Annotated in this window: 16 protein-coding genes; 9 read left to right on the top strand and 7 right to left on the bottom strand. The window is 46.9% G+C overall.

Annotation, left to right across the window (positions count from 1 at the left end):
• Nucleotides 1-4 precede the first annotated feature (4 nt).
• From ACMZI0_RS15580 to ACMZI0_RS15555, 6 genes are all read right to left on the bottom strand, one after another.
• Nucleotides 5-430, bottom strand: a complete 426-nt coding sequence (locus ACMZI0_RS15580) for a YjbF family lipoprotein (RefSeq protein WP_415673633.1) — start codon at nucleotides 428-430, stop codon at nucleotides 5-7.
• Nucleotides 408-608 carry a YjbF family lipoprotein gene (locus ACMZI0_RS15575; protein ID WP_415673632.1) on the bottom strand — a complete coding sequence of 67 codons (201 nt, stop codon included), beginning with the start codon at nucleotides 606-608 and terminating at the stop codon, nucleotides 408-410. The genes ACMZI0_RS15580 and ACMZI0_RS15575 overlap by 23 nt, the downstream gene beginning before the upstream one ends.
• A gap of 149 nt (nucleotides 609-757) precedes the next feature.
• A complete protein-coding gene (locus ACMZI0_RS15570) occupies nucleotides 758-1,009 on the bottom strand; it encodes a hypothetical protein (protein WP_415673631.1) in 252 nt (83 codons plus the stop codon).
• 408 nt (nucleotides 1,010-1,417) lie between these two features.
• On the bottom strand, nucleotides 1,418-2,824 hold the full coding sequence (gndA, locus tag ACMZI0_RS15565) for an NADP-dependent phosphogluconate dehydrogenase (protein WP_415673630.1): 1,407 nt from the start codon (nucleotides 2,822-2,824) through the stop codon (nucleotides 1,418-1,420).
• Nucleotides 2,825-2,947: 123 nt separating this feature from the next.
• A complete protein-coding gene (locus ACMZI0_RS15560) occupies nucleotides 2,948-3,406 on the bottom strand; it encodes a LuxR C-terminal-related transcriptional regulator (protein WP_415673629.1) in 459 nt (152 codons plus the stop codon).
• Nucleotides 3,387-4,403: a M20/M25/M40 family metallo-hydrolase gene (locus tag ACMZI0_RS15555; RefSeq protein ID WP_415673628.1), complete on the bottom strand. Its 1,017-nt coding sequence runs from the start codon at nucleotides 4,401-4,403 to the stop codon at nucleotides 3,387-3,389. The genes ACMZI0_RS15560 and ACMZI0_RS15555 overlap by 20 nt, the downstream gene beginning before the upstream one ends.
• 577 nt (nucleotides 4,404-4,980) lie before the next feature.
• Between ACMZI0_RS15555 and ACMZI0_RS15550 the strand changes: the two genes are divergently transcribed.
• From ACMZI0_RS15550 to ACMZI0_RS15525, 6 genes are all read left to right on the top strand, one after another.
• Nucleotides 4,981-5,175, top strand: a complete 195-nt coding sequence (locus tag ACMZI0_RS15550; protein ID WP_415673676.1) for an omptin family outer membrane protease — start codon at nucleotides 4,981-4,983, stop codon at nucleotides 5,173-5,175.
• Nucleotides 5,133-5,408 carry an omptin family outer membrane protease gene (locus ACMZI0_RS15545; RefSeq protein ID WP_415673627.1) on the top strand — a complete coding sequence of 92 codons (276 nt, stop codon included), beginning with the start codon at nucleotides 5,133-5,135 and terminating at the stop codon, nucleotides 5,406-5,408. Before ACMZI0_RS15550 ends, ACMZI0_RS15545 begins: the two co-directional genes overlap by 43 nt.
• Nucleotides 5,409-5,632: 224 nt before the next feature.
• Nucleotides 5,633-6,154: a DUF2589 domain-containing protein gene (locus ACMZI0_RS15540; RefSeq protein WP_415673626.1), complete on the top strand. Its 522-nt coding sequence runs from the start codon at nucleotides 5,633-5,635 to the stop codon at nucleotides 6,152-6,154.
• Nucleotides 6,155-6,286: 132 nt separating this feature from the next.
• Nucleotides 6,287-6,847, top strand: a complete 561-nt coding sequence (locus ACMZI0_RS15535) for a DUF2589 domain-containing protein (protein ID WP_415673625.1) — start codon at nucleotides 6,287-6,289, stop codon at nucleotides 6,845-6,847.
• Between the two features lie 82 nt (nucleotides 6,848-6,929).
• Nucleotides 6,930-7,196, top strand: coding sequence for a hypothetical protein (locus ACMZI0_RS15530; protein ID WP_415673624.1), 267 nt, complete (start codon nucleotides 6,930-6,932; stop codon nucleotides 7,194-7,196).
• A 442-nt stretch (nucleotides 7,197-7,638) separates the two neighbouring features.
• Nucleotides 7,639-8,088: a lysozyme gene (locus tag ACMZI0_RS15525; RefSeq protein ID WP_415673623.1), complete on the top strand. Its 450-nt coding sequence runs from the start codon at nucleotides 7,639-7,641 to the stop codon at nucleotides 8,086-8,088.
• 58 nt (nucleotides 8,089-8,146) lie between these two features.
• Here the strand turns inward: ACMZI0_RS15525 and ACMZI0_RS15520 are convergent, their stop codons facing one another.
• Nucleotides 8,147-9,052: a sugar phosphate nucleotidyltransferase gene (locus ACMZI0_RS15520; protein WP_415673622.1), complete on the bottom strand. Its 906-nt coding sequence runs from the start codon at nucleotides 9,050-9,052 to the stop codon at nucleotides 8,147-8,149.
• A gap of 200 nt (nucleotides 9,053-9,252) precedes the next feature.
• Between ACMZI0_RS15520 and rfbA the strand changes: the two genes are divergently transcribed.
• The 3 genes from rfbA (at nucleotide 9,253) to rfbD (ending at nucleotide 11,644) form a co-directional block, all read left to right on the top strand.
• Nucleotides 9,253-10,125, top strand: coding sequence for a glucose-1-phosphate thymidylyltransferase RfbA (gene rfbA / locus ACMZI0_RS15515; protein WP_415673621.1), 873 nt, complete (start codon nucleotides 9,253-9,255; stop codon nucleotides 10,123-10,125).
• Between the two features lie 140 nt (nucleotides 10,126-10,265).
• Nucleotides 10,266-10,799, top strand: a complete 534-nt coding sequence (gene rfbC, locus ACMZI0_RS15510) for a dTDP-4-dehydrorhamnose 3,5-epimerase (protein WP_415673620.1) — start codon at nucleotides 10,266-10,268, stop codon at nucleotides 10,797-10,799.
• Entirely contained in the window at nucleotides 10,799-11,644 is an 846-nt protein-coding gene (rfbD, locus tag ACMZI0_RS15505; RefSeq protein WP_415673619.1) for a dTDP-4-dehydrorhamnose reductase, read from the top strand. The genes rfbC and rfbD overlap by 1 nt, the downstream gene beginning before the upstream one ends.
• Nucleotides 11,645-11,706: the final 62 nt, after the last annotated feature.

Genomic DNA, 11,706 nt, shown 5'->3' with positions numbered 1-11,706 from the left:
TCCCTTATTGTACGTAGGGTTTTAATACCGTGAATTTAACCAGCGCCATGTCCGGCCCCATATGTTGCCAGGTTTGCACCAACTGCCCTGTAGTTGGCTCCAGCCAATAGGTATTGGTGTATTGCGCATTTAAGGCGGGAACCGAAACCTGTTCGGTAAACTTCAGCAATTGGCGCGGTTTGCCCAGAATGGTCACCGTTTCTTTGCCGCGCGCTTGAAATACGGACTCTACCGCATAATCACCGCGTTGCACCTGCGACCAGGCCATTTTCCCCTGCCAACGCATGGAGGTTGACGGTTTTAGCAACCCCACCGCGAGCGGATCGGGCGTAACATTGATGACGTGCGCAATATCTTCACCAAAACCCTGGGTTTTCACAATACGGCCATGCTGCATCACCAGAAGATTACTGTCTGCCCCGATCCACATTAAGCTGATTATTTTCTGCAAAGGCCAGCACCACAAAGGCCTGAGAAGCATCACCGACTTTAAGATAAGCAGAAGCATAAGGCGTTTTTTCAACCCGCTCAGCGGAGACCTGCACATCATCCGTTCCCCAAATCGCCAGTTTGGCGGTTTGGGGAACGCATCCATATTTCGGGAACAACCGGTCAATGCCAGCGCGAACAGTGGCAGTAACATCAGCGCACTGCGTTTTGCCACGAGCGTTATTTTTATCATTACGTGAATGTCTCGCGAAACGGCCAGATACAATAAAAGAAAGGCCACCGAAGTGGCCTTGGTTGTCAAATGACCTTACTGAGCAGTACCCGGAACAACCGAACCAGTAGTTCCGGTATTGCCATTATCGTCATTGCTGGCAACAGCAACACCGACTGCTACCGCAGCAGCCAGACCCACAGCAACCAGTGCTGTGGTGCCCGCAGCTGCACCAGCACCTGCCGCACTTGCGGACGTGGTGGTGGTGCCAGCAGTACCTACTGGGGCAGCATATGCGCTAGAGGACATGGCCACTGCCAGGGCCAACGTAAGTAACGTCTTCTTCATTACGATTTCCTTTGTTAACAAATGAAGCGCTTCAGGTAGGAATACCGTTACCAGGAACCGCATCCCAACCTTCTTTAACCGCGATGCGCGGCACAGCCCACTCCGACCGCGGCGACATCGCTCCACTGAGGAGATTCTCAGCAATAGATTATAGGACAGAGAGTCTTAACGCTCTCCATCATTTGACTCTGCTTTTTTACACAAGCTTAAAAATAGCAAGATCTCGCTACAATAAACAGTGAAATTGTAAATTACGCTCATATCAACGTTAACAAAAATGTGTAGTAAGAAAAAGAAAATCAATCATAACGGCATGATTAATTTGAATTTAACGATAAACCAATACGCAAAATGCCGAATAGCGGAACTATTCGGCGTTTATTTAGCAACGTAATTTTAGGAAATAACTTATTCCAGCCACTCGGTGTGGAATACGCCTTCCTTATCAATACGTTTGTAAGTATGCGCGCCAAAGTAATCACGCTGCGCCTGGATCAGGTTGGCAGGCAACACCGCGGAGCGATAGCTGTCGTAGTAAGAAATAGCTGCGGAGAAGGTCGGCGTCGGGATACCGTTTTGTACCGCATAGGCTACTACATCACGCAATGCCTGCTGATACTCATCCGCCGCTTTCTTGAAATACGGCGCCAGCAACAGGTTGGCGATATCCGGCGTTGCTGCGTAGGCATCAGTAATTTTTTGCAGGAACTGGGCACGGATAATACAACCGGCACGGAAAATCTTGGCGATTTCACCGTAGTTCAGGTTCCACTGATGCTCTTCCGAAGCCGCACGCAACTGTGAGAAGCCTTGCGCATAAGAAACAATTTTCCCCAGATAGAGCGCGCGGCGCACGTTCTCGATAAAGGTGGCTTTGTCACCGCTGAACGGTTTTGCCTGCGGCCCGGTCAGAACCTTGGAGGCAGCAACGCGCTGGTCTTTCAGGGACGAAATATAGCGCGCAAACACCGATTCAGTGATCAGAGACAGCGGTTCGCCGAGATCCAGCGAGCTTTGGCTGGTCCATTTGCCAGTGCCTTTGTTGGCGGCTTCATCCAGAATCATATCGACCAGATAGTTACCCTCTTCATCTTTCTTGGTGAAGATATCTTTGGTGATGTCGATCAGGTAGCTGCTCAGTTCCCCGGCATTCCATTCAGAGAAGGTTTTCGCCAGTTCATCGTTGGAAAGATTCAAGCCATGCTTCAGCAGTGAATAGGCTTCGGCAATCAGTTGCATATCGCCGTATTCAATGCCGTTATGCACCATTTTCACATAGTGACCGGCACCGTCTGGCCCGATATAGGTGACGCAGGCTTCGCCTTCGGCACGAGCGGCAATCTTCTCCAAAATAGGGGCCACCAGCTCATAGGCATCTTTCTGCCCACCCGGCATGATGGAAGGTCCTTTCAGCGCGCCCTCTTCCCCACCAGATACGCCAGTGCCAATAAAGTTAAACCCTTCAGCGGAAAGCTCACGGTTACGGCGGATGGTGTCCTGGAAGAAGGTGTTGCCGCCATCGATAATGATATCGCCTTTATCCAGATAAGGTTTCAGGGATTCGATCGCTTTGTCCGTGCCTTCTCCCGCTTTTACCATTAACAGAATACGGCGCGGAGACTCAAGTGACGCCACAAATTCTTCAACGGTGTGATAAGGCACCAGTTTTTTGCCGGGGTTTTCGGCCACCACTTCTTCGGTTTTTTCACGAGAGCGGTTGAAAATGGACACGGTGTAACCACGACTTTCGATGTTAAGCGCCAGATTGCGCCCCATCACCGCCATACCCACCACGCCAATTTGCTGTTTGGACATTAAAGCAACTCCTGTCTGAAGGATAACCTGCCTGTATCACGACGACGACAGACAACGCAAAAGCAGACGGATATGGTAACTCAGCTTAAGGCATGTGGATAGTCTGAAGAAAATTGCACGCTCTTACTTCAAAATAAACAAACGCTGTAAATCGCGACGGTTACGCGCTCCCGTTTTACGGTATAAGTTCTTCAAGTGTGTTCGGATCGTATTAACGCTCAAATTGAGCTGTTCACCAATATTCTCATTATTCATGCCAAGCCCTACCAACCTTGCGACCGACTGTTCCGCAGGCGTGATATTTTTTGCGCTTTCACAGGAGAGCGATTGAGAAGGCGTCACTTTGGATAGTTTTTGCGGTGAGGTATATAACATGCGCGCAAAAATACGGGTTTGTTCTAACTGAGCTTTAAGACTGATACTTTCATTTATCTGGTTCTTGCTGGATTGCTGAATCCCCCATACCGCCACAGACAACCCCAGAGAACGGATCACAGATACCATTGTCACGCCGCCAACCCCCACCAAGCGTGGTGTAACACCTAACTCTTTCTCGACGGCATCAGAGAGAATGCGAATCACTGGCGAGTGCCCCGGTGTAATGGGGGGCTTCTGGCGTGATCTCCACATAGGAAAAGGTAAACAAAACCCTTTCCTGTTTTTCAATAAGGCGAGCCAATTGCTGGAGATCTTCCATTACCGGTTCGAGCCCACAATTTGGCATCAAACGAATATCGAGATAAAAAACAAAATTGGCAGGAACGTGGTTTAAACCCGTACAGTTAGTTTCAGAATGTGTTGGCGTTATCGTTGATGTAGGAGGAAAGAAGAACGGATCCGGGCAAGCATAACGACGGCGGACATGCTTAAACCGAGAGATAAAGCGAGCAGCTGCCTCAAAACAGTTTGGCCCTTCACTAAAACCAGCATGATACTCCCGCCCTTTGACATCAATACGCACCCAGGCGTTGCGCTTTTCACCAATTTCAATAATGCTGCCGTTCTCATTGCCATAATCCGGTACCACAATCAGATCGTCTGCCCGAAATAACTGTGGCGTCTTATTCAAAATATGACCGATCCCTTTTGTGTAATCAGTGATACCTGCGCTGGTGAAAATAATCCCGATCCCTATTGGCGGCGTTATCTTCAGTTGCTTGACGGCATCCAGCAATAACAAGGCTGAAACAATGCCCTGATTGTTATCCTCGACGCCTCTGCCGTATAGCCGATCGCCATCGATACGCAATACAAACGGATCGCTCACCCAATGCTCGAGCGGCCCAGGTGCAGCAATATCCATATGCGTCACTAGCCACAGTGTGTGCTTACATCCAGATGGAAGAAAATGTGCCACCAAATTGGGTCTTAGCTTATTGTTTGCCTTAACGTCTAACGCATCCATACGCTGCACGCGGCACAGGCCATTATGATATAGCCACTCCTCTATCCAACGTGCCTTTATTTCCTCTCCTTCACCACCATGTTCAGGATTAACTGCTGGGCGACGGACCAATTCCCGATGAAGATTTATCGCTTCGCCTTCTCGCTGTGCAATGAAGCTTAACAATTTATTCATAATAAAAGACCAAATGGCTAACGGAATGATTAGAAAGCTAATAATTATTTTTCCTGTACCTCTGTATTTACCGTGATCTTTCTCATGCTGTAAATATAAAAAATAGACATCACCCCCCTTTTTTCACAAAAAATGCGACTCTGGGGGGGGGTGAACAATGAATCAGAAAAAGGGTGATAGTAAAGCATTCAATTTTGAATAATCTGAATAGTACGTAAACACCGTTTGCGTAAGCGCACGGAAATAGCGTTGCACAATATCTTTACTCGCCTGCTCTTCTGCGCACTGTGATAGCAGAACCTGTCATATCGGAACAATGATGTGATGGGAAGGTATTTATCAAAATAAAGCTAATGTCATTGCAAAAAGATCAGCATGCAAAAGATACACAAGTATAATTAAGGAAATAAAAATGATAATACCGCTTACTCTTATTATCCTAACAGGCGGGCTCATCATATCAGAGACGACAACGGCAGAAACGACAGTGGCACATCAGATTAATGATCACGCCAGGCTGCCAGAAAACCACGTTTAGCTGGTCTGGGTATGGTGGCTACTTTGATTATGGCGATGAATAAGGGGACGCGATATATTTACTATCCCCGACAGTGAAAAAATCTTTGGGTATCGTCAAAGCTACAGTATGCCTTACATCGGATTAGTCGGTTCCTGGCGTTATCAAGATATAGAAATTGGTGGCATTTTTATTTTAAATTTAGCAACCTGGTGCAGGCGAAAAGTAACGACAACCATTATGCCCGAGACCTGATCATTCGCACCAAGGGCAGAAACTCACTGCATTTTTCGACAGTGTTAAATGCGGGCTACTACATCATGCCCCAAGCAAACCTCTATGCCGAGGTGGCTTATACCCGATTTGAGGAATCGAATAGCGGCAAGGAATGGCGAATCGCAGACAGCGCACGATATTACGATGGCGACTGGAGCGGGATGGATAACAAATACTATACGTTGTCGTTAGGTATACAACATCATTTTTAATGATCTGCGACTGAAATATCGGGAGTGAAAAACCTCCCGCAACATTCGGAGCGTGAACCCACCATGGCAAAGAAGACTTCGTTAAGCAGTATTATTACCGCTTTAGCAAAATCAATGGCTCAGGCACAAAATGACGTTGCTGAGGCGCAGTCATTAAACATTCTGCGTTTTTTTTAAAAAAAGCGCAGAAGAGATCCTGATCTCTCTGCCAGCGATGAAAAAATATGCTACCTGGCATTTTTCCGCGCAGACTCAAAATCGGTCTCCCGTCTCGCAGAGAAGGAGCGACCGATGATGATATTGATTACTATTGTGTTCCCTTCATTAACCTGGTTCCTCTCAGTAGTGTCCGCATTGAAAAAGCCTCAGCCGAATCTGAGGTAGGGCTCACCAATCTCGACGAGTTCGAACCCGATCACAATAATAGCCAGATAAAACTATTCGCTAATGATGTTCAAGACAATCCCGAACTATTGGCGGAACAACCCTCCTTGCAGGTGGATCTTGGTAGCGGAATCATTAAAAATAAAAATAGTCTATTAGCGAATATAAAAATTGAAATTGTTCACCAGGACACACCTGAAGGTGTTTCCAGAATGGTGAACGAACTCATCAACAATTCACAAGGCTATTTTTATACGGGGAAAAAGCAGGGAAAGAGCGACCGCAATGATGATTTATCAAGATGGTTTTACACAAAAAACAAAAAAGCACATCGCCGGACAATGAATAAAACACAGATTTAATCAGCAATCACGAATTAACTCACAGCAAAAGGAATCACACTCATGGCAAATGAAATCGCGAATCAGTTTAATGGACTCCCCATGAACACGCTTATCGGTGCGCCGTTGCAAGCTGCCTGCGAAGCATAGGTTATGATGGCTAAGGCCACTGCGGATTTTATCAATGATATTGGTTTTATTACAACGTTTAAAACAAACGAAGGAAAAAAGGTCCTTGATAAAAAATTAGTAAGAAATATCAAATTTGAATATCAACACAGTATTCCCCAGGAAGAAAAAGACGGGAAAATAACGCACATTTTGCAAAATATGGAAATCAATGTTCCTCTTCTTTTCATTGTTAATATTCCTTCATTGTCGGTAAAGAAAGTAGACATTACCTTTGATATGGAAGTGAAATCAGCAGCAGAAGAAAAAAATTCATCAGATGAATCCCTTGAAGCCAAAGCAGGCGACAGGTTGTTTGGTTGGGGTATTAAAATCAAGGGCAACGTTAGCGCACATCAAGAAAGCACCAGAAAGACAGATAACTCGGCAAAATACCATATTGAAGTCCATGCCGCTGATGAAGGAATGCCAGAAGGCCTTTCACGTGTGCTTGATATTATGCAGACCGCTATTCAGCCAGTAGCTATTCCGCATGTTGATAGATCATCTGAAGGAAAGCAAGAATCCGCCGAAGAACAGAAGTAACAAGGAATAACCTAAGGGTAAGAGTTAAGTTAAAGCTAACCCGCTTACCCTACATTACCCTTTTCTGGTGAGGATACGTTGAATGGCATCATCAATATTTGATCTTTCAGGCGTTCGATTCATAAAGCGCGTTGCTATCGGTAACCCGACTCCCTCTGTTCCTTACTCAGAAGAAGATGCTCAGCAAGCGACAAACTTATTAAATCGTTGCCTTTCAGAATCACCAAAGGGCCGTATCATTGGCATTGAAAAGAACTTTATCCTGCTCAACATGGGAGAACACCAGATAATACAACAGTGGTTGGTCTATCACATCGGTTTTGAACGCAAGCCATTATGGATTGACTGATCATGCGCATACCGCTCATACAGATAGCTGATCATGTTTATCGAGCGCACCAACATGCACAGCATACGGTTGAGCATAATATGGCGCATCAGTATGTAAACCGGCTTATTTATTTTAGTTGGCGCTCTCAGAAACCACTAAATAGCCTTCTGACCACTCTGGACTGCCATTGCTACCAAACCACGTTACACATTTCTTTTCAGGCATATCGTTTAAAGCACCAGCCTGACATCTTGCATGCAAGTAAGCCCGGCATTCTGACACGGTGGTTCAGGCGCTGGGAAAACAAGCGGGTTACCATCACTATTCCCGCAATGAATTCCTCATCAATTAAAATACTTTATTTCGATTGATGAGGAAATGGTAGTACCTACACCTACTGTGAAACAGGATGGAGCAACACAATAATATTAACTCATGACATTTATATATGGAGCATCCAATGGCAAACATACCGAATAAAATTGGCCAATCAGGTTTAGATTTGATAAAAATGTTTGAAGGACTCAGGCTTGAAAAATATCAGGATGTGGTAGGAAAATGGACAATTGGCTATGGCTACCTGATTATGCCGGAAGAAAGGTATTTAGATAAAATCACACATTATGAAGCAGATGATTTATTACTCAAAGACCTTAACCGTTTTGAACATGATATTAGTACTATTGTTACCGTGGATATTAATCAAAACCAATTTGACGTATTAGTCTCTCTTTCTTTCAATATCGGTACAGGGAATGTCAGAAAATCGACATTATTAAAGTACCTGAATCAAGGGAATTACGAACTTGCAGCCAATGAGTTCTCAAAATGGAACAATGCTGGTGGAAGAGAAATACCCGGGCTTACATATCGTAGGAAAATGGAAAAGGAACTCTTTTTAAAAGCATAAAAGACACAATCCCCCAGAGCCCCGGGCATCTATAAACCCGGGGACACAGGTGGAACCATTAGCTTTTTGCGGGTTGCTCTAACAGCGCTTTAATGCTGGCTTTAAACGCATCACCAAACTCAGGATTACGCAAGCCATGGGCCACAAATGCCTGCATATAGCCCAACTTACGCCCGCAGTTAAAGCTGCGACCCGCCATCTGCACCGCATCCACCTGATGGTTTTGCTCAATCAGTTCGGCGATGGCGTCCGTCAGTTGAATACGGCCCCAGGCAGCACCGGCAGGCGTTTTTGCCAGAATTGACCAGGCATCAGCCGACAGCACATAACGCCCGACCGCAGACAAATCAAACCCCTCTTCCGGTTTCTCGATCATCGAGGTGATTGCCGCAGCATCCCCCGCGTGGTTTAACGGCTTGGCACACTCCACCACGGAGTATTCCGGCAGCACTTCGTAAGGGCGGTGTTTCACCAGCACCTGGCTGTTGCCCGTTTCTTCAAAACGGGCAATCAACTGCGCCAGATTCTCTTTGCTTTGATCGGCACTGGCCTCATCCATTACCACATCGGGCAGCACCACCACAAACGGGTTGTTACCCACTATCGGGCGGGCGCAATTGATGGCATGGCCCAGCCCCAGCGTTTCGCCCTGGCGAACGTTCATGATAGTCACGCCCGGCGGGCAGATGGATTGCACATCGGCCAGCAGTTGGCGTTTTTTGCGCTCTTCCAGCAGGGATTCCAGCTCGAAAGAAGTATCAAAGTGGTTTTCAATCGCATTTTTGGAAGCGTGCGTAACCAGCACAATCTCTTTAATACCTGCATTGACGCACTCGTTAACGATTTTTTCGATTACCGGGCGATCCACCAACGGCAGCATCTCTTTTGGGATCGCTTTTGTCACCGGCAGCAGGTTCATACCCAGCCCAGCGACGGGGATAATCGCTTTCAATTTTGTTGCCATGCATTAACTCTCTTAAACTCTCTTAACTTATCCGTTGTCATTCTTTTGCCATCATAACGTGGCCGTGAGAATAAGGTTACACCCAATTGTCAACAACGCTACCTGAAAGGCGTAACTATTCTTATAGTTCAGACAATTCCGCATCGATATTGTATGATTACAGCCTGCTACTTCAAGTATCCACAGCGAAGGTTAACATAATGAAAGGCATCGTATTAGCAGGTGGTTCCGGCACAAGACTTTACCCCATCACCCGAGGTATCTCGAAGCAACTCCTGCCCATCTATGACAAACCCATGGTGTATTACCCGATTTCTGTGCTGATGCTGGCAGGCATTCGGGATATCTTGATTATCAGCACCCCGGAAGATCTCCCCTCCTTCCAGCGCTTGCTCGGCGATGGCAGCCACTTTGGTATCAACCTCAGCTACGCGGAACAACCAAGCCCAGATGGGCTGGCACAGGCATTCATTATCGGCGAAGAGTTTATCAACGGTGAACGCTGTGCATTGATTTTGGGTGACAATATCTACTTCGGTCAAAGTTTCGGTAAAAAGCTGGAAAGTGCGGTGGCCCAAGAGCAAGGCGCAACGGTGTTTGGCTATCAGGTGACCGACCCTGAGCGTTTTGGCGTGGTGGAATTTGATGAAAGTTTCAAAGCCCTTTCCATCGAAGAGAAGCCGCTTAAGCCTAAATCTAACTGGGCGGTGACCGGACTCTATTTCTATGACAAGGATATCGTCGAGATGGCCAAGCAGGTGAAACCCTCGGCTCGAGGCGAACTTGAAATCACCACGCTGAACCAGATGTATCTGGAGCAAGGCAGACTCAACGTTGAAATACTTGGTCGTGGCTTTGCCTGGCTGGACACCGGCACTCATGATAGCCTGATTGAAGCCTCACAGTTTATTCATACCATTGAAAAACGTCAGGGACTGAAAGTGGCCTGCCTGGAAGAGATCGCTTTCCGTAAGGGCTGGATCTCCCGTGAACAAGTGGCAAAAGAAGCCCAATTACTGAGCAAAACGCAATACGGGCAGTATCTAGCGCGCCTGGTTGAAGAAACGCGTTAGCAAGCCGATAACTTGTTATAACACTTGTGAATGCTTGATTTTTATTATGCTCAGCAACGCTGGTTTTACCATCCTAAGCATAGGCTGGGGATTTATGGTACAAAAAACACAATTAACCTCACGATTATTGAACAAACACTATGCAAGTTATCGATACCCCCATTTTCGGTGCAAAAGTGATTCAACCCAAGGTCTTTGGTGATGCACGCGGATTTTTTTTAGAGACGTTTGAGAAAAACCGTTATCAGCAAATGCTGAATATCGATCTGGATTTTGTGCAGGATAACCACTCACGCTCCAGCAAAGGCGTATTGCGTGGTCTGCATTTCCAGAAAACACGACCACAAGGCAAGCTGGTGCGTGTAGTGCGCGGTGAAATTTATGATGTGGTAGTCGACATTCGTCGAGATTCCCCTAGCTACGGCAAGTGGTTTGGCGTGTCGTTATCTGAAGAAAACAAAACGCAATTTTGGCTACCGCCGGGGCTGGCACACGGGTTTGTCGTGCTCTCAAACATTGCCGATTTTGAATATAAATGCACGGAATATTACCAACCTTCCGATGAAGGCTGCCTGCTGTGGAATGACCCTGATTTAGGCATAGAATGGCCGCTGGAATCTCCATTGCTTTCAGAAAAGGACAAACTCGGCAAACGCTTCAAGGAGCTGGACTGATGAAAGTGCTATTGACCGGTGCTAATGGTCAGCTTGGTCGTTGCTTTCAAGACCGGTTGCCAACTGACTGGCAAATCCGTGCCACAGACTCTACAAAACTGGATATTACCGATCTTGAGCAGGTGAACTCTGCAGTGCTGGCTTTTAAACCGGATGCCATTGTTAACGCAGCGGCCCATACCGCAGCGGATAAAGCAGAAAGTGAAGCGGATCTGGCGGAGCGCATTAATGCCGCAGGCCCGGCTAATCTGGCAAGCGTTGCGGCTCAGCACGGCATTCGTCTAGTGCACGTTTCTACTGACTACGTTTTCGATGGCAATGCCAGCACGCCCTACACCGAAGAGAGCCCGACTAACCCGCTCAGCGTTTATGGCAAAACCAAGCTTGCAGGCGAGGTTGCCGTTAGCAGCGCAGCACCGGATGCGATTGTCGTGCGCACCGCCTGGGTATTTAGCGAATATGGCAATAACTTCGTGAAAACCATGCTGCGTTTAGGCAAAGAGCGTGATGCATTAAGCATTGTGGACGACCAGCGCGGCTGCCCGACTTATGCCGGTGATTTGGCACAGGCGATTATTGCACTGTTACAACAAAATGCCGCAGGTGGTATCTATCATTACGCAGGTGATAAAGAAGTGAGTTGGTTTGAATTTGCTCAGGCGATCTTTTCTGTCGCGGTGCAGAAATCAGTACTGAGCAAAGCCCCTGCGCTAACGCCAATTACAACAGCGCAATACCCTACGCCAGCACATCGACCAGCATATTCGACCTTAGCAGGTGGGAAGATTCAGGGGTTAGGAATTGCATTATCTGACTGGCAAAGCGCGCTGAATAAGACAATTTGATCATCTTCGGAATGGCGGTTTTTGTTGCTATCGCCCTCTCCGGTTATCCTCCGCGAAAGCGG

Origin of the sequence: Symbiopectobacterium sp. (assembly GCF_047692315.1) — a bacterium.
Lineage (GTDB): Bacteria > Pseudomonadota > Gammaproteobacteria > Enterobacterales > Enterobacteriaceae > Symbiopectobacterium.
Note: the sequence above shows the minus strand (reverse complement) of the source record. Positions and strands in the feature narration are given on the sequence as shown.